Below are 22,799 nucleotides of genomic sequence, written 5' to 3'. Positions count from 1 at the left end.
ATTCTATATGGCGAGTAGTCGTTCATTTAAAAATTATGTGGCAGTAAAATTTGAGGATGAGCTTTTTACCGCCATAGAATCCTTTGTTGAAGAAAATAAATATGATATAGATTTCAGACTATACCGTGTTAATAATATCGGTGAAATCTATCTTTCTGACTCTGAAATAGAAGTTCGATATGTTTTTGTTAATAATTTAGTTGGAACAGAGATAGAATTCGATGTTATTGTTGAACAATATTTGGAAGTGTTTGATACAAACCATCGCTTAGATGAATCAGAACATATACAAGAATGGTTTCATATTTCATGTTCAGGTGATATAGAAAGAGAGTTTGAGGACTTTACTATACATAATATTGAGAAATACTATGAGAAAGAGAAAAATAAGAATCCTTTATCAGACAGTCTGGTACCTATTATTTATAAAAGAGACTTAGAACAGATAGCAAGAATTTTTTTAGAAAAACACTATCCAGAAGCGTTATCAAAACCTATTCCAATAGATACCAAAGAATTAGCCTATCGAATGGGTCTATCAGTAGAAATGCGTGAGATAACAGAAGATTTATCTGTTTTTGGTCAGATTTTTTTTAGGGATAGTAATTCAGAATTTTTTGATAGTGCTCAGGGTATTTATTATAGTGAGGATGTAAGCGCTAAAACGATATTTGTTGATCCTAAAGCATTCTTTTTGCGTAATTTAGGTTCAGTAAATAATACGATTATTCATGAATGTGTTCATTGGGAATTGCATCGTTTAGCTTTTGAATTAGAACGATTATATAATGACGAATTAACAGCAATAAGCTGTAAAGTAATCGGTGGTATTGAAGAATCGGATGTTGATTCTGCAAATTGGATGGAATGGCAGGCGAATGCATTAACACCTAGAATTCAAATGCCACTGGCGATGTTTAAAACGAAAGCATTTGAATTGATTAAACATTATCGAGAGAAGCTGAATACAGCTGAAACTATTGATGTATTAGAAATAGTTGTAGATGAACTTGCAACTCATTTTGTAGTTTCAAGAGAAGCTGCAAAAATAAGATTGATAGATGTTGGTTATGAAGAAGCTATTGGCGTTTATAATTATATAAATGGTAAGTATGTGCCGCCGTATAAAGTTAAGGAAGGGATTTTAAATAGAAATCAAACATTTAGTGTAGATTATAAAAGTTTAGTTATAGAGAGTCTGCATAATCCAAACTTAAAAGAATTAATTGATAATGGAACCTATTTATATGTAGATTCACATTTATGTTTGAATTCTCCTAAATATATTGAATACGATATTTTTGGAAAACCACGCTTAACTCGATATGCTAAATTGAACATGGAAGAATGCTGTATAATATTCACTTTAACTTTAGATTTTAAAAACAGGTATGGGAAACAATATTATACAGAGTGTGTACTATTTAAAAATGCTGAAGGTCTAAGTTTTAGAGTAGCATTCGATGGTGATGAAAATATATCATCCCAGGAGAAAGCTGCTTTAATCATTCAATATAATAAAGAAGTTAATGATATTTTGAAAAGATTACCTAACCATTTTCCTGAAGCACTAAAAGCATTGATGAAGTGGAAGGATTTAAAGAACGAAGAATTAGCTGAAAAATGTCTGTTAAGTTCAAAAACAATTCAAAGAATGAGAAATGAAGAAGGTTATGAACCAAAACTAAGAACTGTTATAGCACTTTGTGTGGGAATGCAACTCCCGCCTATTTTAAGCAGAAAGCTTATTGAAATTTCCGGATATGCAATTAGGTTTGCTGTAGAAGAACATGCAATGTTTGAGGCGATTATAACGGGCTATTATAAAACATCAATCCATGAATGTAATGAGCTTTTAGAAAGTGCAGGATTTAAAATTTTAACATCAGATGAATAAATTTTAAGTTTATTCGGACATGGCATGTCCGGTAATAAAACTCCATAACACTATTGTTTTTAAAAGCATGAAACTGTGAAAGTTAACAGTTTCATGCTTTTTTTGTTTGTTTTAATGCTTAAAACGGACATGGCGTGTCCGTGTCAAGCACTTTTAACTCTCCTATACTGGAATTATCTAATAGAGAAACAGCTGTTATCTATTAAATAAAATATCAAATGCCTGATTTGCAATAAGGGCAAAGGATACATATTGAAGTACGCAATCCACACCAGGATTGTAGTGTCTCAATATTAGTACCCTTACCTTGTTGCGCACTTTTTTAAGTAAAGGTCAGGTTACTAAAGGACAAGTTCTTCATTGTTTGCATCCTTTGCCCTCCGCAAATTGGCGGAGAGGATGCCAAACAATGACAAAAAAGTACAAAACAAGCCAAAAGAACAGAGAATCTTATATTTACTATTCAGGAGGTAAAAAGATAGCAACCATCGTACCGGGGGAAAATGGTGTAACAGAGGTTGATATTGAATATTTACATTCTGAAGATGATCAGGAAGTGAACGAAGGTCGCCGCTATGATTACCGAATTGCTTGTAATTTAGAATCTTATGTAGATGAAAACGGAGATTCAAAAGCTGAACATAACAAACTTTTAGCAGATTGGGATGCAGATCCATTCAATGAAATTTTGGAAATGGAGAACTGCGAAGAGAAACAAAAATTAATCGAACAATTACATGAAGCAATGAAAAATTTAACAGATAAACAACTGAGAACGGTACAAAAGAAGTTCTATGAACAAAAAACAAATGTTGAGATTGCTGCCGAAGAAGGCGTGACCGAATCGGCTATCAGAAATCGTTTAAATAAAATATACAGAAGATTGGAAAAACTGATAAGAAAGGGCTCTTAATTGAGCCTTTTAAATTTTATTTTAAAAAAGGGGTTCGATAGGGCATGATTTTTCGCTTACTAGTAAGGGACGAAATAAAACCCTTAGAAAGGAGTGTTTTCAGATGAGTCTAAAACACAAGGTCATCATCAATGTCAAAGATGAAAATGGTGAGAAAACAAGAGTAGTTGAAGGTAAACGTAAAACTGTGCGTAGCCGAATGCTAGATTTACTGTTTGGTAAGAAAGTAAATCTGCTTGTTATCACACCTGGTGACTCAGTAGAAACAGTAGAAATCAAAGAAACTCGGAAAGGCGGTGAAGCTTAATATGAGCAGGACAAAATTACTTCTCGATGTAGTTACTGATTTACAAAATTTAGCTGGTTCACTTCAAATGATTGCTGAAGTGTTAGCGAGTAATGAAGAATCTCCACGAACGGAAGAAAAAGCACCAGTAAAAAAGGCGAAAACAAAAAAGAAAAAAATATCACTTGAAGAAGTTCGTACACTACTTGCACAAAAGAGCCAAGCGGGTTTTACATCTGATATTAAAAAGTTACTTGAAAAATATGGTGCAACTAAGTTAAGCGAAATTGAAGAAAAAGACTATGAAGCATTGATGAAAGATGCGGAGGAATTGCAATGACGAAACATGCTATTTTATCCGCTTCAGGGGCACATCGATGGATGAATTGTACTCCATCGGCTCGCCTTGAATTAGAATTTGAAGATTCTAGTGGTGAAGCGGCTAAGGAAGGAACAGCCGCTCATGAACTAGGGGAACATAAACTTAGAGCTGCACTAAAGATTCCAACGGAAAAACTTACATCGATTTATGATTCTGAAGAGATGGAGCGTTATACCGATGAATATGTCCAGTTCATTTTAGAAGAACTAGCGGCAGTAAAACAAACAACGAAAGATCCACTTCTTCTTATTGAACAACGATTGGACTTTTCGAATTATGTACCAAAAGGTTTTGGAACAGGTGACTGTGTGATTGTTGCAGATGATGTTGTTCATGTTATCGATTTTAAATATGGACAAGGTGTTTTAGTTGAAGCAGAAAATAATCCACAAATGATGCTTTATGTACTTGGGGCACTTAATCTATTTGATGCGATTTATGATATCGATGCAGTAAAAATGACCATCTATCAACCGAGACGTGAAAACATCTCAACCTTTGAAATGTCCAAAACGAGTCTAATAGATTGGGCGGAAAACACACTTAAACCAAAAGCTGATTTAGCTTTTAAAGGTGAGGGTGAATTTAAGCCGGGTGACTGGTGTAGGTTTTGTAGGGCATCTGCGGAGTGCAGGGCAAGAGCAGAGGAAAACTTGAAGGTAGCTCAATTCGAGTTTAAAAAGCCACCGTTGTTAACTGATGACGAGATTGCAGAAATCTTGCTTCATGTAAATGATTTGACCAAATGGGCAAATGAAATATTCGCTTATGCAACGAATGCTGCTGTTCAGCAAGGTAAACAGTGGACAGGTTTTAAGGTTGTAGAAGGTAGGTCTAATCGTAAATATACAGATGAAGAAGCGGTAGCTGAAGCTGCAAAGAAGGCAGGCTATGAAGATATTTACAAGCAAAGTCTGCTAACGATAACCAATATGGAAAAACTGATGGGTAAAAAGAAGTTTAATGAACTACTTGGTGATTTCATTACTAAGCCAAGAGGGAAACCAACGCTTGTTCCAATAACGGATAAGCGTCCAGAAATAAATATATCAACAGCAAAAAATGAATTTATGGAGGAGAAATAATTATGTCGAAAACAGTAAAAAATCCAACAAAAGTAATTACAGGGGTAGTATGTTTATCTTATGCAAATGTGTGGGAGCCAAAGTCAATTAATGGTGGAAAAGAAAAATATAGTGTGAGTGTTATTATTCCAAAAAGTGATACGAAAACATTAGAAGCAATTGAAAAAGCAGTAGATGCTGCAATTGAAGAAGGTCGTGGAAAGTTTGGTGGAAAGATTCCAAACAAGCAGTCGTTAAAATTACCGCTTCGTGATGGAGATATTGACCGTTCAGATGATGAAGCGTATGCGGATAGTTTCTTTGTTAATGCAAACAGCATTACACCACCACAGATTGTAGATGCTGATATTAATCCAATTTTAGAGCGCTCAGAGGTTTATTCAGGAGTGTATGCTCGTGTAAGTATTAACTTTTATGCATTTAATTCAAATGGTAACCGAGGGATTGCCTGTGGCCTAGGTAACATTCAAAAGATTCGTGATGGGGAGCCATTAGGTGGTCGAACAGATGCATCGGTAGATTTTGCTACTGATGTGGATGATGACTTCTTATCATGAAAACAATGCATATCGATGTTGAAACGTATAGTAGTGTGGACCTCGCTAAAAGCGGGGTCTATCGCTATGTGGAGGCAGAAGATTTTGAAGTGATGCTATTTGCTTACAGTGTGGACGGTGGGCCTGTTTATGTTATCGATTTGGTAAATGGTGAGCTCATTCCGCCTGAAATTGAACAGGCGATATTTAATGAAGATGTTACAAAATGGGCCTTTAATGCTCAGTTTGAACGGATTTGTTTAAGTAAACATTTTAAGCAAGATTTATCACCTGTTGATTGGCGATGCACCATGGTGTGGTCTGCTTATTTAGGCTTACCATTATCTTTAGAAGGTGCTGCAATGGTAACAGGAGCAGATATACAAAAAATGTCGGAAGGAAAAGATTTAATTCGGTTTTTCTCAATTCCTTGTAGACCAACAAAAACAAATGGTGGTCGGACAAGGAATCTAAAAGAACATGATCCAAATCGATGGGAAAATTTTAAAGTATATAACAAACGTGATGTGGAAACGGAAATTGCGATACAAGATAAACTATCTAAATTTCCGATGCCTGAAGCCGAATGGGATAACTACTACTTGGATCAACTGATAAATGATAGGGGAATAAAGCTAGATTTGAAGTTAGTTAATCAGGCCATTAAGTGTGATGACTTAATTCGCAGCGAGTTAATCAGTCGTATGAAGGAAATTACTAAGCTAGAAAACCCGAACTCTGTAAAGCAAATGCGTGAATGGTTACAAACAAAAGGTGTAGAAACAGATAGTTTAAATAAGGCAGCTGTAACTCATTTAATTGAAAGTAATGAAGGTGAAATTAAAGAAGTGCTTCTACTGAGAAGACAACTCGCAAAATCAAGCGTGAAAAAATACGCGGCTATGGAAAATGTCGTTTGTCGTGATGGACGAGCGAGGGGATTGATTCAGTTTTACGGTGCAAATCGTACAGGTAGATTTGCAGGAAGGTTAATTCAAGTTCAGAATCTACCGCAAAACCATATACCCGATTTAGACGAAGCACGTGCTTTATTGAAACAAGGTAATTTTGAAGCCTTACAAATTTTATATGAATCTGTTCCGAGTGTACTTTCTCAGCTTATAAGGACCGCATTTGTTCCTATTCGGAACAATCGCTTCATAATCGTTGACTTTAGTGCAATTGAAGCTCGCGTGATTGCTTGGATTGCAGGTGAAAAATGGCGGAATGAAGTGTTTGCATCACACGGGAAAATCTATGAAGCATCGGCTGCGCAGATGTTTAAAGTTCCCTTGGATGAAATTTCAAAAGACAGTCCATTAAGACAAAAAGGAAAAATTGCAGAACTTGCGCTTGGTTATGGTGGTTCTGTTGGTGCGTTGAAATCAATGGGTGCTCTTAGTATGGGACTTGAAGAACATGAATTAAAACCACTTGTCGATGTGTGGCGACAGTCAAATTCAAAAATAGTGAAATTTTGGTGGGATGTTGATCGTGCAGCAAAAGAAACTGTGAGACAACGAAAAGCACATATGACCCATGGAATTAAGTTTGAATATCAAAGCGGAATATTGCTCATTGGTTTACCGTCCGGTAGATGGCTCTCTTATGTAAAGCCAAAATTAGGGATAAACAGTTTTGGAAATGAGTCTGTCTCGTATGAAGGAATTGGGGCGACAAAAAAGTGGGAACGAATATTCAGCTATGGTCCCAAGTTTGTCGAGAATATAGTCCAAGCAATATCAAGGGATTTATTATGTTTTGCCTTACAGCGTGTTCACGATGAAGGCTATCGTATTGTCATGCATGTGCATGATGAAATAGTAATTGAAGCACTAAACGATGTAACGGTCGAATATATCAGTGATTTAATGAGTGAGTCTCCCCCTTGGGCAGAAACGTTGGAATTACGTGCGGACGGATTTGATACAAGCTTTTATAAAAAAGATTAATTATAGGGGGTTCGAATCCCCCTTTTTCTTCGCATATAGGTGAGGGTAAATTTATTTACTCTACAACTATTTGTAGGAGGTTCATTAATATGATGAACAATATTAAAATTTTTAACTTCGAAGGAAATGAAGTAAGAACATCTTTTAAAGATGGTAACGTTTGGTGGGTTGCAAAAGATGTGTGCGATGTCTTAGGAATTAAAAATAATCGTGATGTTATCGCTCGATTAGATACAGATGAAAAGGGTGTAGATACTATCGACACCCTTGGCGGACAACAGGAAGTATCCGTTATAAACGAGAGTGGTTTATACAATATTATATTACTCTCAAGAAAACCAGAAGCAAAAAAATTTAGAAGATGGATTACGCATGACGTTCTTCCTTCGATTCGAAAGCATGGTTTGTATGCAGTAGATGAAGTATTAGCTAATCCAGATATTTTGATTAAAGCACTGGAAGAATTAAAGGCAGAGCGATTAAAAAATAATCAATTATCAGAAACAGTGAAAGTCCAGGAACAGCAAATTGTTGAAATGAAACCCAAAGCAAGTTATTACGATGTTGTTTTAAATTGTGAGGACGCAGTTGCGATCTCGGTGATTGCAAAAGATTATGGAAAGTCTGCCCGTTGGTTAAATAAATATTTACACGAACAAGGGGTTCAATATAAACAAGGGAAGATTTGGTTGCTATATCAAAATCATGCGGAGTTTGGTTATACGACAACAAAAACTCACACATATAAAGATAGCAATGGGTATGATCGTTCAAAAGTTCATACGTACTGGACGCAAAAAGGCCGATTGTTTATTTATGACTTACTTAAATCAAAAGGCATCTTACCAAAAATTGAAATGGACAGTTAAGCATTGGAGGTAATCAATATGAAAATAGCTGTCGGAAATAGTCGAATGGACAGAAAGTGGAAGAACAAAGATGTAACATGGGACGAGTTTATTAATCTTGTAAATCAGACCATCCGTACAACTGAAACGGTAGATGAATATAGAAAAATGAATCGTGCAAAACAAGATGCAACAAAGGATGTTGGTGGCTTTGTTGGCGGTGCTTTAAAGCAGGGGAAAAGAAGGAACGGACATGTTTTGTCTCGTTCACTTCTTACTCTAGATATGGACTACGCAGTACCTGGTATTTGGGATCAAATTGAACTTCTTTATGATTTTAAATGCTGCGTATATTCAACACATAAACACACTCCTGAAAAACCAAGGCTACGTCTAATTATTCCGTTTAAACGTGATGTTTCGGAAGATGAATATCCAGCAGTAGCAAGAATGGTCGCAAAAGAAATCGGTATTGATTACTTTGATGACACGACATACGAACCTTCAAGGTTAATGTATTGGCCATCGACACCGTCAAATGGTGAATTCATTTTCGAGCAAAAAGATGGTGAGTTATTAGATCCTGATTTCTATTTGTCGAAATATGACGATTGGCGTGATACGACAACATGGCCAGTATCATCAAGGCAATCCGAAGTTGTACAAAGGAATATTAAAAGACAGGCTGATCCTCTAGAGAAGGATGGTATTATTGGCGCTTTTTGTAGGGCTTATTCTATCGAAGAAGCCATTGATAGTTTTTTGTCGCATGTGTATGAACCAAGTTTGATGGAAGGAAGATTTGATTATATACCAGCTGATTCGTCTGCAGGGGTCGTTGTATATAACGGAAAGTTTGCCTATAGCCATCATGCAACAGATCCTGCTTCAGGGAACTTACTCAATGCATTTGACCTAGTTCGATTACATTTGTTTCAAGATTTAGATGATAAAACATCTTATTCAACCGCAGTAACAAAACTTCCATCCTTTAAGGCTATGACTGAGTTTGCTTTAAAGGATGAGCAGGTAAAGGTGCAGTTTGCAGAAGAACGAAAAGAACAAGCAGAAATCGAGTTTACGGAAGATGACTGGGAGGGACAGCTTGAGCTTGATAAAACAGGCGCAGTTAAAAATACACTTAGAAATCTTACCTTAATATTGGAACATGATGAAAACCTTCAAGGTATTGTTTTTAATGAGCTATCAGACAACTTGGAGATTGTTAGTCCTGTTCCTTGGTCGCACCCATCTAAATATTGGCGGGATGCGGATGATGCTCAGTTAGTTAGTTATATCGATACGCACTATGGAACGTTTTCAGCTAGAAATTATGATGTCGCAATTGCGAAAGTAGCTGATGATAGGTCGTATCATCCGATTCGTGATTATCTTGATGAATTGCCCGAGTGGGATAAAGTGCCACGAGTCGATACGTTATTAATTGATTATTTAGGAGCGGATGATAATCCATATGTTCGTGCTGTAACAAGGAAAACATTATGTGCGGCAATATCTAGAGTTCTCAAACCTGGCATTAAATTTGATTCAATGCTCGTTTTAAACGGACCTCAAGGAGTCGGGAAAAGTACGCTTATTGCAAGGCTTGGTGGTGAATGGTTTTCGGACAGCTTAAGTTTATCGGACACAAAAGATAAGACAGCTGCTGAGAAATTACAAGGTTACTGGATCATTGAAATCGGAGAACTTGCTGGACTTAAAAAAGCAGAAGTAGAAACACTGAGGAGTTTCCTTTCACGACAAAACGACATTTATCGAGCGAGTTTTGCTAAAAGAGTTACACCGCACCTAAGACAGTGTGTATTCTTTGGAACAACTAATGCTGAAAAAGGTTATTTAAGAGATACGACAGGTAACAGACGATTTTGGCCTGTGAAAACCCCAGGTGATGGAGTAAAGAAATCGTGGGAAGTTACTGAAGAAGAAGTGCTGCAAATATGGGCAGAAACACTCGAATACGTGAAGCAAGGTGAAAAGCTGTACTTGGAGCATGATATTGATCAGTTAGCAAAAGAAGAACAGCGAATGGCGATGGAATCGGACGAGCGAGAAGGGTTGGTTCGTGAATATTTAGAAACGCTACTTCCTGATGATTGGGACGATATGGACTTATTTGAACGTAGAGCATTTATCAATGGCACTGAATTTGGTGATAGTCCAAAACAAGGTGTTTGGAAACGGGAGCATGTTTCTAATATGGAGATTTGGTGCGAATGTTTCCAAAAGGAACGTTCCAATTTAAGACGGATAGATGGTAACGAAATATCAACCATTATGGCCAGCATTGGTGGCTGGACAGGTTTATCAAAGAAAAAGAGACTTCCCATTTACGGAACGCAGTGGGTGTATGAATTAAAAAAGTGACGTTCCAAAAAATCGAGTTTGGAACAAAAACATCACATTGGAACAGAATATTATGTTCCTGGAACAAAATAAAAGAAGTTCGTCACATAGTTAGGAACAGCAATTAACCTATGTCGTATAAGGGTTTGTGAAAAACTTGTTCCAATGTTCCAAGAAAAATATGATATTAGGAAAATATAAGAATATAGGATGAAATCACGCAAATACGCATATACGCGCGTAAGAAAGTTTAAAAATGTTTGGAACAGGAGAGTTTGGAATGCGGGAAAAAACGATCGAATTAAAGTTAAGTGAAGCAGTTAGAAATAAGAAGGGTTTATCTATTAAACTTACATCTCCAGGTTTTGATGGATTGCCAGATCGGTTAGTGTTACTGCCAAACGGGAAAATTGGCTTTATTGAAGTGAAAGCCCCAGGAAATAAACTCAGACCGCTTCAGCAGAAAAGAAAACAGCAGTTAGAATCATTAGGTTTTATCGTCTTTTGTCTAGATGATCCTGAAAGTATTGGAGGGATGTTGGATGAAATTCAAGCCACATAAATATCAGGAGTTTGCAACAAACTTTATTATAGAAAATCCTATATCAGCAATATTCCTTGAAATGGGTCTAGGTAAAAGTGTTATTACATTGACTGCTATTTACGAATTAATGTTAGAACGATTTGAAGTCAACAGAGTTTTAGTAATCGCACCGCTCAGAGTTGCTAGAAATACATGGCCAGAAGAAATTGAAAAATGGAGTCACCTGAAAGGATTAACTTATGCAGTTGCTGTTGGAACAGAAAAAGAGCGCTTAGAAGCATTATATTCAGACGCGCACATTTATATCATTAACCGAGAAAATGTAGAATGGTTGATTGCTAGAAGTGGTATCGATTTTAATTTTGATATGGTCGTTATTGATGAATTATCTTCGTTTAAATCTCATCAATCAAAACGCTTTAAAAGTTTGATGAAAGTGAGACCTAACATTAAAAGAATAGTTGGTTTAACAGGAACACCTTCATCGAATGGCTTAATGGACTTATGGGCGGAGTACCGATTACTTGATATGGGTGAAAGATTAGGGAAATTCATCGGACGTTTCAGAGAATCATACTTCGAACCTGACAAAAGAAATCAACATATGATTTTTTCTTATAAACCAAAACCAGGTGCTGAAGAATCCATCTATGAAAAAATAAGCGATATCACTATCAGCATGAAAGGGACGGACTATTTAAAACTACCCGATTTAATCATGAATGAAGTTCCTGTTTCGTTAAACATGAAAGAAAAAGAAACGCTTGATGTCATGAAACGTGATTTGATTACAACGATAAAAGGTGAGGACATAACCGCTTCAAACGCGGCGGCACTATCAAATAAACTTTTACAAATGGCAAATGGTGCAGTTTACGATGATAACGGTTCTGTTACTCAAATACATGACCGAAAACTTGAGAAGTTAGAAGATATCATTGAAGCGGCAAACGGTAAACCTGTATTAATTGCTTATTGGTTTAAACATGACCTTCTCCGAATACAAAAACGGTTTAAAGTAGAAGTTTTAACAAGTAGTGATTCGATTAAGAAATGGAACGGAGGAAAGATTCAAATTGCAGCAATCCATCCAGCATCCGCAGGACATGGTTTAAATTTACAAGCGGGTGGTTCAACACTCGTATGGTTTGGACTAACTTGGAGTTTGGAGCTTTATCAACAAACAAATGCAAGATTGTACAGGCAAGGACAAACAGACACAGTGATTATCCATCATTTAATCGCAAAAGATACAATGGACGAACGAGTGATGGATGCTTTAAATAAAAAGAATAATACGCAGTCAGCACTCATTGATGCGGTGAAGGCAACATTAAAAGGGGGAATTCCTGTATGAATATTGTATGGCACTACCTAGATAAACGAGCAGCAACGATTGATGTAATAAAAGATTATAATAGTATGAAACACATTATCGATAATACTGATGACGATATCGCAATCCTTCATGATGGAATATTGTCCCCAAGTGCACCGGTGAATGATGGCATGCCGTCTGTACACAATCCAAAAGCAAATGAAAACCGTATTGCTTATAGCATCGATAAAATTGATGTGCTAAAAGAAAGGTTAAGACAAGCCATCGAATATATGAATTGGTTCCAGCCTGCTTGGGATGAGTTAACTGATGATGAACAGTTTGTTCTGTATGAATTTTATATGGTGGAAGATCAAAGACGAACCGATGCTGTGCATACGATTTGTGATTACTTTAAGATTGAAAGGTCATCCGCCTACAACAAAAAGAATAGAGCGTTGGATAGGTTGACACTACTGCTTTATGGCAAGTGAGTAAAATCACGGATGCATTTAGACATTACGCAGGTTATAGTGGTAGTATGGAAAAAGTATCAAAGAGAAACAAAATGGACCTTTGAATATTCAAGTGAGTAATATTGCGGACGCTTTTTGACATTTAGCATGTTATGGTATTAATATAGACAAAATATTGAGAGCCTTCGTGGGAGAAATCCTGCGGGGGCTTTTTTGTTTGGAGGTGAAAGTTATGCCGAGAAAACCAAAGCGACCTTGCTCACAGCCAGGATGTCCTGAGTTAACGCATGAACGCTTTTGTGATGAACACCGGAAGGCTGAGGCGAGAAGATATGAAAGGTATCAACGTGATCCAAACACCGCAAAGCGATACGGACGTGCCTGGAAAAGGATACGTGACCGTTATGTTGCAAAGAACCCGCTCTGCGAGGAGTGTAAGCGAAACGGGAAGCTAACTCCAGTGCAAGAAGTACATCACATCCTACCGCTGTCACGTGGTGGAACGCATGACGAAAGCAATCTGATGTCTGTTTGCACACCCTGTCACTCATCGATTACCGCACGAGATGGCGATCGTTGGCGAAGGGGTAGGGGGTAATCAATCTCTACAGCTTATCATGTGGACAACGGGCGGGGAACGTCACGCAAAAAGTCGCGATTTCAAACAGGGTATATAGGGGGCGAGAAGAAATGAGGTGTTGAAATGGCCAAGGATGGTACGAATAGGGGCGGTGCTCGGGTTGGTTCTGGACGTAAAAGAAAGCCATTATATGAAAAATTAGAAGATGGAAATCCAGGTAGACGAAAATTAGAAGTGCTCGAATTTACACATGCGCCTGACCTTCAAGGACAAGAAATGCCACCGCCAAGGGAGATGCTATCTGCCACAGAAAAGGATGGTTCCACTCTTGAAGCGGCGGAAATTTATGAAGAAACGTGGAATTGGTTAAATGAAAGGGACTGTGCTCATTTAATCATGCCGCAACTTTTGGAGAGGTACGCAATGAGTGCAGCAAGATGGATGCAGTGCGAGGCGGCTGTGACAGAGTTTGGCTTTTTAGCAAAACATCCAACAACGGGAAATGCTATGCAAAGCCCGTATGTTGCTATGAGTCAAAACTTTATGACACAAACCAATCGACTCTGGCTTGAAATTTATCAAATTATAAGAGAAAACAGTGCAACAGAATTTATTGGTGCGAATCCACAAGACGATATGATGGAGCGCTTATTAACGATGCGTAAAGGCAAATAACTGAAACGAGGTAATGTGATGACGATTAAATATTTAACAGCTGAAAGTGTATGTGCGGGTCATCCGGATAAACTTTGTGATTTAATATCAGATAGTATTTTGGATGCTTGTTTAACAAAAGACAAAGCTTCACGTGTGGCATGTGAAGTGCTTGCGACAAAAGGAAGAATCATCGTGGCGGGCGAAATCTCCTGTAGCGAAAAACTTAATCTTAAAGATGTTGTAAAAAGTGTATTAGTTGATGTAGGTTACAAACCTACAGATTTTAAAATATCTGTATATTTACAGAAACAAAGTACAGATATTGCACAAGCGGTAGATACAGCACTTGAAGCTCGTCAGAGAATCAAAGAGCCTTACGGAACAATTGGCGCAGGTGACCAAGGAACAATGTATGGTTATGCGACAAATGAAACAAAGGAAATGTTGCCTTTACCATTAGTCCTTTCACATAAAATAGTAAAGCGATTAGATAAAGTGCGCAAAGGAAAAATTATTAAAGGCTATTTTCCAGATGGGAAAGCACAGGTCACGATTGAATATAAAAATAATCAACCAGTCAGAGTTAAAACAATTGTTGTATCTGTTCAACATCAGGCTTATAAAAGACAAGCAGAAATTGAACAGGATATTATTGAAGATGTTTTATGGCAGGTTTTTGAAGACTTCCCGTTTGATGAAGATACAAATATTTTAATCAATCCGTCAGGACGATTTGTTGTCGGAGGACCAACAGCTGATACAGGATTAACTGGAAGAAAACTGATGGTTGATACCTATGGTGGTTTTACCGCACATGGTGGCGGGGCATTTTCAGGAAAGGATCCGACAAAAGTCGACAGAAGCGGTGCTTATATGGCAAGGCATATTGCCAAGCATATCGTGTGGTGTGATTACGCAGACAAATGTGAAGTAAGTATTTCATATGCCATAGGAAAGGCAAATCCTGTCGCATTTTCAATAAATACATTTGGGACGGGAAATGTTTCTGATTCAATACTTGAACAAGCAGCACTTGATGTATTCAATTTAAAACCCGCAGCAATTATCGAGTATTTACAATTACGAGATATTCACTATGCAGACACAGCGGTGTACGGACATTTTGATAGCTGGTTATTTCCATGGGAAGATGTGAAAAGGTATAAAGAATTTAATCAGGCGGTGAGTAAATATGATAATAGAGAAGATTAAAGTTGAACAACTTATTCCCGCCGATTATAATCCGAGAAAAGATTTACAACCTGGCGATAGTGAATATGAAAAAATTAAACGGTCACTTGAAGAGTTTGGATATGTTGATCCCGTCATTTGGAATAAAACAACTGGAAGAGTAGTTGGTGGACATCAACGATTGAAAGTTCTAGCAAGTATGGGAAGAACTGAAGTCGAATGTGTCGTGGTCGAATTAGACGAAGAAAAAGAGAAAGCATTAAACGTTGCTTTAAATAAAATTAGCGGTGATTGGGATAAAGAAAAACTAGCTGTACTTATGACGGATTTAGATGCGGCAGACTTTGATGTTTCACTTACAGGTTTTGATGCAGCTGAAATTGATGATTTGTTTAAAGATACACTTCGAGATGGAGTAGAAGATGATGACTTTGATGTTGATGAAGAACTTCAAAATCCACCAATAACAATGCAAGGTGATGTATGGATTTTAGGTAGACACCGACTTGTATGTGGAGATAGTACGAAAAAAGAAACTTTTGATAAGTTAATGGGGAATAAAAAAGCAAACTTGGTTGTCACTGATCCACCTTATAATGTTGATTATGAAGGCAGTGCGGGGAAAATTAAAAATGATAATATGGAAAATGATACATTTTACCAGTTTCTATTGGATGCTTTTACGAACACGGAAGATGCACTTGCGAAAGATGGCAGTATTTATGTGTTTCATGCGGATACAGAAGGACTTAATTTCCGCAGAGCATTTGAAGAAGCTGGTTTTTATTTATCTGGAACTTGTATCTGGAAGAAGCAATCGCTTGTACTTGGTCGCTCACCTTATCAGTGGAAACACGAACCGATATTATTTGGTTGGAAAAAGAAAGGTAGGCACCGTTGGTATTCAGATAGGAAACAATCGACCATTTGGGAATTTGATAAACCAAAACGAAATGCCGATCATCCAACGATGAAACCAATTGCCTTAATCGCTTATCCAATCATGAATTCAAGTTTAACAAACAGTATTGTACTTGACCCGTTTGGTGGATCTGGTTCAACTTTAATCGCATCGGAACAAACCGACCGAATATGTTACATGATTGAATTAGACGAAAAGTTCTGTGATGTGATTGCGAAGAGATACATTGAACAAGTTGGAACAAATGAAGATGTGTATGTCATTCGAAATAATAAAAGGATTGCTTATAGCGAACTTGAGGTGAGTGAAAGTGCGTAAACTTACCTTAGGTTCGCTTTTTGATGGTTCAGGTGGGTTTTCTCTTGCGGGTATCATTTGCGGAATTGAACCAAAGTGGGCATCTGAAGTTGAACCATTTCCAATTCGTGTTACATCAAAACGAATTCCTCAAATGAAACATTTAGGGGACATTAGTTCAATTAATGGAGCTGAAATTGAACCAGTCGATGTTATAACGTTTGGTTCACCATGTACGGATTTATCAATTGCAGGAAAACGAGCAGGACTAGACGGAAGTCAGTCCTCTTTATTTTATGAAGCGATGCGAATTATAAAGGAAATGAGGTGTAAAACAAATGGTGAATATCCAAGATACGCAGTGTGGGAAAATGTCTGTGGAGCCTTCTCCTCAAATAAAGGAGAAGACTTCAAAAGTGTCATCGAGGAATTCTGTAAGGTCAAGGTCGAGAAAGTTGATATCCCTAAACCAGATAAATGGGAAAATGCAGGTGAAGTGTTGGGAGATAACTACTCAATTGCCTGGAGAGTCCTTGATGCGCAATATTGGGGAGTACCCCAGCGAAGAAAACGAATCTTTCTTGTCGCAGATTTTAATGGAAGAAGTGCATCCGAAATACTATTTGAGTCAGAGAGCTTGCGAGGGCATTTTACGCAGAGCAAAAAAACGGGGCAAGAAACTACCGGAGATACTTCAAAAAGTGCTAGAGAAACAAGCAATATCTGCTTAAATGACCAAGGTGGTAGCCGAATGGATGTAACCAAAGGGGTAACAGCAACTTTACGAGCAAAATCAAATCATCCACCACTTGTATTCGATAACCATGGAAGGGATGCAAGAATTAAAGGACCGGTTGATGTTGCGCAGACCGTTGTGTCGTTATATGGAACTGGTGGAAACAATCAGCCATTTGTTTTAGAGAAACCGAGAACCTTTGATATTCGTTTGACATCTGAAGGAACGGTTAACGTTCGAGCAAATATTTATGAAAGTGATGTGTCAAGAACAATAGATACATCAGGCAACTCACCGAACAGTAATCAAGGCGGAATTGCAATTGTGAGTAGTAAAGATGAATTAAGAAAAGGAAAACAATCAACCTATTCATCTAGTAAAAATTCACATTTTACAAGTGCCGAAAAAGAACTCGCTAGTACGCTTGTTGCTACTGATTATAAGGATCCCCCACTTGTAAATGTTGAAGATTTAATTGTGAGAAGACTTACACCTACCGAATGTGGTAGATTGCAAGGTTTCCCAGATGGATGGTGCGATAACTTAAGTGAAGACAACCCATCGGATGAAGAGATTAACTTTTGGGAGAAAGTGTGGGAAACGCACCGACAATTGATTAGTAAAAATAAGCGACCTAAAACTCGAAAGCAAATTATCAAATGGTTAAGTCAACCACATTCTGATACAGCTGAATATAAAATGTGGGGAAATGGCGTCGCACTTCCTTGTGTTATATATGTTTTAACTGGAATTGCCATACAATTAAATAAAGATTAGGAAGTCAGATGGAATCTGTTCAAAACACTTGATATAAACACCTTTTAGAGTGATATATGTATGTACCAAAATTGAAAGGTGGAATAAAAAATGATTGTAAAATTTAATGTGAAGGGAAAAGAACGGAAAAAGTTAGTGGAAGCAATAAGCGAACATTTGAATATTCCTTTTGAGTATAAAGGAACACCAAGCTTTGTTTACGAGATTGGAGAGTATGTAGTTGATAGGGTTGGAACATTGGAAGGCCCAACTAAAGACGAGTTAATCCATGCATTAAAAAGTAAATATAACTTTGAAGCAGAGCGGGATGAGCAAACGGAAACTTATACACTTTCCATTGAATACCCGTTGGATTCTTTCGATGAACAAACAATAGAGAACTTAGAAAAGTTAATCCAAAGTAAAAGTACACTAATTAAACGAGCACTAGCTATTAAAACAACTAAAATTGAACTAGAGGACGATCGTATAAGCTTTCCATGGTTTGAGAGAGAATTGACATCCGAGGAACTAGAAACATACACAAAATTCATTGTCGCATTATGCGAAACAGCTCTGAAGCAAAAACGAGTGACGGCAGTTGAAAAACAAGTAGAAAACGAAAAATATGCATTTCGATGCTTCCTGTTAAAACTGAATTTTATAGGCGATGAATATAAAGCCGACAGAAAGCTCTTGATGTCAAAACTGTCAGGTGATTCTTCATTTAAAAGAACGAAAAAGATGGTGGAGGCTTCATGAACAATATAACGAAAGAATCGCTGACCAAGTTAAAAAAACAATATCAGCCTGGAACAAGGGTACGTTTGATTGAAATGGATGATCCATATTCAAATTTAATTCCAGGTGATGAAGGAATAGTTTCCTATGTTGATGATATAGGAACGATACACATTAAATGGGATAAAGGAAGTTCACTCGGGATTGTATTTGGCGTCGATAAGTGTCTAATCATCGAACAATAAAAATACATTCAAAAAAGTGTAGATAACACTTGCTATATAAGGCTTTTAGAGTGATATATGTATGTAACAAAAACACACATACACTCTAAAAGGGGATGATAAAATGTTAAACGCAAAATTTGGAATTGAAATTGAATTTACAGGAATCACAAGAGAAAAGGCAGCGAAGGTAGCCGCAAAGTTTCTTGAAGGCGAATACATCGAAGGTGGAACATATTACGATGTAAAGAAAGTGAAGGCTCCAGACGGACGGATATGGGAATTTGTTTATGACGGAAGTATTCGGACGCAAGTTAGTCGAAGCGGTAGAAGGGTTAATGCAAACAGAGATTATAGTGTTGAAATTGTAAGCCCAATTCTAACCTACCGAAAAGACATTGATACTTTACAGGAGCTTGTTCGAATGATACGGAAAGCGGGAGCCTTTACAAATTCATCATGCGGCATTCACATTCACTTGGATGGGAGTCCACATACTCCAAGAAGCATAAGAAACTTTGTAAACATCATCGCAAGTAGAAACGACTTATTTTACAAAGCACTAGAAATCAAGAATGAGAGAATGCGTTATTGCAAACGGATGGATGACATTTTGGTTGAAAAGATGAACCGAAAAAAGCCAAAGACGATGCGAGAAATTGAGGACATTTGGTATGAAGGCTATGGCGAAAGCAGAAGTAGACACTACCACAATAGTCGATACCATTTCTTAAATCTACATAGCTTTTTCAGAAGAAACCGAACGGTTGAATTACGTGGCTTTAACAGTGTCCTTCACGCAGGGAAAATAAGAAGCTTCATCGTTTTATCCCTAGCAATCAACAATCAAGCATTAACACAGAAAAGCGCTTCATCGAAAAAACCGCAAGTTGAAAATGAAAAATTTGCCATGCGAACATACCTCAATCGAATCGGATTGATTGGAGAAGAGTTCGCAAACTGTAGGGCACACTTAACCAAGCCTTTGTCAGGCTCAGCAGCATGGAGATTCCGGGTAGGATAAGCCACTCGGAATCATTCTAAAGTAAAATGTGAAAGGATTGAAATGATGAGTAAATTATATATTGCTTACGGATCAAATTTAAATCTAGAGCAAATGGCAAACAGATGTCCAACTGCAAAGGTAGTAGGAACAAGTGAAATAAAGGACCACAAACTCACTTTTAGGGGGCCACACGCGCATGCTGTTGCAACGGTTGAACCATGCAAGGGAGAAAGTGTTCCGGTCCTTGTGTGGCAGATTACGCCCAATGACGAAAAAGCACTTGATCGTTATGAAGGATGGCCACATCTTTATAGAAAAGAAACAATCAAAGTTAAAGTTGATAAAAAGACAGTAAATGCCATGGTCTATATTATGAATGAAGGCAGACCGCTTGAACAACCAAGCTGTTATTATTATTCAACTATTCTAGAAGGATATAAAAGTGCAGGATTTGATACTGAATACTTACGTAAGGCTGTTGAATATTCATATGAAAAAGATGGTGCTACATTAGAAAACGAATCTAACGGAGGAAGGTATGATTAGCTCGAATACGAATAATTATGATAAGATATAAACAAAGTTAAATGTTCAGCAAACGGGCCATTTTGTAGCATACTTGTGATGACTATATTTTAAGCGAGGTTTTACTATGGAACTGTTAATTTCTATTTCAGTATTTGGCTTAATCGTATTTTTAACTTTGGGTCCATATTTACCATTTCTAAAAAACGATGACTAAGCCATTCAAGAATCGGGCGCTTTAATGCAATAACGAAGCGCTCCATTTTTTAATTATCGGGCCATTTAGTTCAACAATGAATACTTGATGTCTACAAATATTGATGAATTTTATTAACCAAAAAAGGGTGATTATTTGAGAAAGCGATATAAAATACTCATACTAATTTTTATAGCAATTTTATTGCTAATTGGATATAAAAAATATTTCTTTACGTTTGGTAGTCTTGGTCAAGGTACATATTACAAAGGACCTGTTGATTCTCCAAATGGACAATTTACGGCTGACTCTTATTATAAAAATTATGGCGGTGCAGCTGGTGGAGCTTATGTATGGGTGGAAATCACCAATAATGAGAATAGCAAAGTTAGAACTATCTATTATAGCGATGGCAAAAGCAATTTTGCTATGGAGTGGAAAGATGATAACACTATCTATATAAGAAATGATGAAGGTCCTGAATATCCAAATTCTGAAAGAAATATAGAGTTACTAATTGGGAAAGAAATTTATGATGAAAAAGGAAGAGCTTGTGATAGTTGGATAATGAGAGACGAGTATGAAAATTGTTATCAAAACTAAATTTTCTTGTTGTACTAACGGGCGCGATTGTTGAACATTTAAATAGATGTCTTAAGCTCAGATAGCAATCTGGGCTTTTTTGTCGTGCAAAAATTTTATAAATACACTTAGTTTTTTAAGATTGTTTTATGGGAGGTGGTGGTAATTAGAAAACTAGAAGTGTATAAGCCAACAATTTTTAAAGCTGAACAATCGTATTATGACAAAGATGCTGCTGATATGGCGGTAAACTTTATTAATTGTTTAAAGCATACAAAGGGTGAATGGTTTGGAAAAAACTTTGACTTGATAGATTGGCAGGAGCAGATTATTCGAGATGTATTTGGGACGATGAAGCCTAACGGCTATCGACAGTTTAATACTGCCTATATTGAGATAGCTAAGAAACAAGGAAAGTCAGAACTTGCCGCTGCGGTTGCCTTACTTTTAACATGTGGTGATTTTGAACATGGTGGAGAAGTGTATGGATGTGCTGCGGATAGGCAACAAGCATCGATTGTATTTGACGTTGCTGTCGACATGGTAGAACAATCACCCGCACTTAAGGCACGATTTAAACCAGTCCTTTCACAAAAGCGATTGATTTATAAACCATTGGGTAGTTTCTATCAAGTGTTATCTGCGGAGGCTTATACAAAACATGGATTGAACGTTCATGGGGTTGTATTTGACGAACTTCATGCGCAACCTAATCGAAGGTTATATGATGTTATGACACATGGTTCAGGGGACGCAAGGAAACAACCACTGTACTTTTTAATCACTACTGCAGGAAATGACCAACATTCAATATGTTACGAAGTACATCAGAAAGCAAAAGATGTACTTGAAGGAAGAAAAATAGACCCTACTTTTTATCCTGTTATCTATGGTGCAGAGGAAGATGATGATTGGACAGACCCTGAAGTTTGGAAGAAGGCCAACCCATCACTAGGAATTACAGTAGATATTGAGAAAGTTGAACAAGCGTGTGAAAGTGCGAAACAAAATCCAGCTGAGGAGAACTTGTTTAGGCAGTTACGACTGAATCAGTGGGTAAAGCAATCTGTCAGATGGATGCCAATGGAAAAGTGGGATAGATGTAGTTTGCCAGTTGATCCCGAAAGTTTAATTGGAAGAGAGTGCTATGCGGGTTTAGACTTATCATCGACAACAGATATCACAGCATTTGTTTTAATCTTTCCACCAGAATATGAAGATGATAAATATGTGATATTGCCATACTTTTGGATACCAGAAGAAAATATTAGACAACGTGTGGATAGAGACAGAGTGCCGTATGATGTGTGGGAGCAACAAGGACATATGCAAACTACAGAAGGAAACGTTGTTCATTATGCTTATATTGAAAAGTTTATCGAAGAGTTAGGGAAGAAATACAACATTAAGGAAATTGCCTTTGACCGTTGGGGAGCAGTTCAAATGACACAAAACCTCGAAGGATTAGGATTTACAGTAGTGCCTTTTGGACAAGGGTTTAAAGATATGAGCCCATCATCAAAGGAATTGATGAAGTTAACATTAGAAGAAAAGCTTGCGCATGGTGGACAGCCAGTTTTACGTTGGATGATGGATAACATTCACGTTCGAACGGATCCAGCTGGAAACATTAAACCGGATAAGGAAAAATCAACGGAAAAAATTGATGGTGCGGTGGCAACAATTATGGCACTTGACCGAGCAATAAGAAGAAGCGGAACAAGTGATTCTGTTTATGATGATAGGGGATTAATTGTCTTCTAACGTTGAGGAGGTGATATTCAT

The 22,799-nt window shown here is 37.2% G+C and carries 23 protein-coding genes; all 23 read left to right on the top strand.

All coding sequences use genetic code 11. The annotated features are described in order from the left end of the window. Positions 1-7: 7 nt before the first annotated feature. The 23 genes from QT711_RS10715 (at position 8) to QT711_RS10605 (ending at position 22,778) form a co-directional block, all read left to right on the top strand. Positions 8-1,897, top strand: a complete 1,890-nt coding sequence (locus QT711_RS10715; RefSeq protein ID WP_317944136.1) for an ImmA/IrrE family metallo-endopeptidase — start codon at positions 8-10, stop codon at positions 1,895-1,897. Positions 1,898-2,306: 409 nt separating this feature from the next. Beyond that, positions 2,307-2,810 carry a sigma-70 family RNA polymerase sigma factor gene (locus QT711_RS10710; RefSeq protein WP_317944134.1) on the top strand — a complete coding sequence of 168 codons (504 nt, stop codon included), beginning with the start codon at positions 2,307-2,309 and terminating at the stop codon, positions 2,808-2,810. 103 nt (positions 2,811-2,913) lie between these two features. Further along, positions 2,914-3,117, top strand: a complete 204-nt coding sequence (locus QT711_RS10705) for a hypothetical protein (protein WP_008357760.1) — start codon at positions 2,914-2,916, stop codon at positions 3,115-3,117. A gap of 1 nt (position 3,118) precedes the next feature. Further along, positions 3,119-3,436 carry an rRNA biogenesis protein rrp5 gene (locus QT711_RS10700; RefSeq protein WP_317944132.1) on the top strand — a complete coding sequence of 106 codons (318 nt, stop codon included), beginning with the start codon at positions 3,119-3,121 and terminating at the stop codon, positions 3,434-3,436. Then, complete coding sequence (locus tag QT711_RS10695) at positions 3,433-4,563, top strand: DUF2800 domain-containing protein (RefSeq protein ID WP_317944130.1); 1,131 nt, start codon at positions 3,433-3,435, stop codon at positions 4,561-4,563. Before QT711_RS10700 ends, QT711_RS10695 begins: the two co-directional genes overlap by 4 nt. Before the next feature lie 2 nt (positions 4,564-4,565). Continuing rightward, positions 4,566-5,120, top strand: coding sequence for a DUF2815 family protein (locus tag QT711_RS10690; RefSeq protein WP_317944128.1), 555 nt, complete (start codon positions 4,566-4,568; stop codon positions 5,118-5,120). Then, on the top strand, positions 5,117-7,051 hold the full coding sequence (locus QT711_RS10685) for a DNA polymerase (RefSeq protein WP_317944126.1): 1,935 nt from the start codon (positions 5,117-5,119) through the stop codon (positions 7,049-7,051). Before QT711_RS10690 ends, QT711_RS10685 begins: the two co-directional genes overlap by 4 nt. Before the next feature lie 89 nt (positions 7,052-7,140). Beyond that, a complete protein-coding gene (locus QT711_RS10680; protein WP_450097600.1) occupies positions 7,141-7,920 on the top strand; it encodes a phage antirepressor KilAC domain-containing protein in 780 nt (259 codons plus the stop codon). Positions 7,921-7,938: 18 nt separating this feature from the next. Then, on the top strand, positions 7,939-10,284 hold the full coding sequence (locus QT711_RS10675; RefSeq protein WP_317944124.1) for a virulence-associated E family protein: 2,346 nt from the start codon (positions 7,939-7,941) through the stop codon (positions 10,282-10,284). Positions 10,285-10,543: 259 nt separating this feature from the next. Then, a complete protein-coding gene (locus QT711_RS10670; RefSeq protein WP_317944123.1) occupies positions 10,544-10,825 on the top strand; it encodes a VRR-NUC domain-containing protein in 282 nt (93 codons plus the stop codon). Next, complete coding sequence (locus tag QT711_RS10665; protein WP_317944122.1) at positions 10,806-12,164, top strand: DEAD/DEAH box helicase; 1,359 nt, start codon at positions 10,806-10,808, stop codon at positions 12,162-12,164. The genes QT711_RS10670 and QT711_RS10665 overlap by 20 nt, the downstream gene beginning before the upstream one ends. After that, on the top strand, positions 12,161-12,619 hold the full coding sequence (locus tag QT711_RS10660; RefSeq protein WP_317944121.1) for a hypothetical protein: 459 nt from the start codon (positions 12,161-12,163) through the stop codon (positions 12,617-12,619). Before QT711_RS10665 ends, QT711_RS10660 begins: the two co-directional genes overlap by 4 nt. Before the next feature lie 214 nt (positions 12,620-12,833). Continuing rightward, on the top strand, positions 12,834-13,199 hold the full coding sequence (locus QT711_RS10655) for an HNH endonuclease (RefSeq protein ID WP_120021212.1): 366 nt from the start codon (positions 12,834-12,836) through the stop codon (positions 13,197-13,199). A 105-nt stretch (positions 13,200-13,304) separates the two neighbouring features. After that, on the top strand, positions 13,305-13,856 hold the full coding sequence (locus tag QT711_RS10650; RefSeq protein WP_061114380.1) for a P27 family phage terminase small subunit: 552 nt from the start codon (positions 13,305-13,307) through the stop codon (positions 13,854-13,856). An 18-nt stretch (positions 13,857-13,874) separates the two neighbouring features. Further along, entirely contained in the window at positions 13,875-15,050 is a 1,176-nt protein-coding gene (metK, locus tag QT711_RS10645; protein WP_317944119.1) for a methionine adenosyltransferase, read from the top strand. After that, on the top strand, positions 15,031-16,269 hold the full coding sequence (locus QT711_RS10640; RefSeq protein ID WP_317944117.1) for a site-specific DNA-methyltransferase: 1,239 nt from the start codon (positions 15,031-15,033) through the stop codon (positions 16,267-16,269). Before metK ends, QT711_RS10640 begins: the two co-directional genes overlap by 20 nt. Then, the gene (locus QT711_RS10635; RefSeq protein WP_317944115.1) at positions 16,256-17,761 is read left to right on the top strand and encodes a DNA cytosine methyltransferase; all 1,506 of its coding nucleotides are present in this window, start codon (positions 16,256-16,258) and stop codon (positions 17,759-17,761) included. Before QT711_RS10640 ends, QT711_RS10635 begins: the two co-directional genes overlap by 14 nt. A 90-nt stretch (positions 17,762-17,851) precedes the next feature. Then, on the top strand, positions 17,852-18,502 hold the full coding sequence (locus QT711_RS10630; RefSeq protein ID WP_317944113.1) for a virulence protein: 651 nt from the start codon (positions 17,852-17,854) through the stop codon (positions 18,500-18,502). Continuing rightward, positions 18,499-18,726 carry a DUF4314 domain-containing protein gene (locus tag QT711_RS10625; RefSeq protein ID WP_257455549.1) on the top strand — a complete coding sequence of 76 codons (228 nt, stop codon included), beginning with the start codon at positions 18,499-18,501 and terminating at the stop codon, positions 18,724-18,726. Before QT711_RS10630 ends, QT711_RS10625 begins: the two co-directional genes overlap by 4 nt. A gap of 103 nt (positions 18,727-18,829) precedes the next feature. Beyond that, positions 18,830-19,729, top strand: coding sequence for an amidoligase family protein (locus QT711_RS10620; RefSeq protein WP_317944112.1), 900 nt, complete (start codon positions 18,830-18,832; stop codon positions 19,727-19,729). Positions 19,730-19,774: 45 nt separating this feature from the next. Further along, entirely contained in the window at positions 19,775-20,257 is a 483-nt protein-coding gene (locus QT711_RS10615) for a gamma-glutamylcyclotransferase family protein (protein WP_450097599.1), read from the top strand. Positions 20,258-20,588: 331 nt separating this feature from the next. Continuing rightward, positions 20,589-21,035 (top strand): DUF5412 family protein, encoded by a 447-nt coding sequence (locus tag QT711_RS10610; protein WP_317944110.1) that lies wholly within the window; start codon positions 20,589-20,591, stop codon positions 21,033-21,035. Between the two features lie 144 nt (positions 21,036-21,179). Beyond that, positions 21,180-22,778: a terminase large subunit gene (locus tag QT711_RS10605; RefSeq protein WP_317944238.1), complete on the top strand. Its 1,599-nt coding sequence runs from the start codon at positions 21,180-21,182 to the stop codon at positions 22,776-22,778. The last annotated feature ends 21 nt before the right edge of the window (positions 22,779-22,799 follow it).

Origin of the sequence: Sporosarcina saromensis (assembly GCF_033253735.1) — a bacterium.
Taxonomy (GTDB): domain Bacteria; phylum Bacillota; class Bacilli; order Bacillales_A; family Planococcaceae; genus Sporosarcina; species Sporosarcina saromensis.
This window is presented reverse-complemented; position numbering and strand designations above follow the sequence as displayed.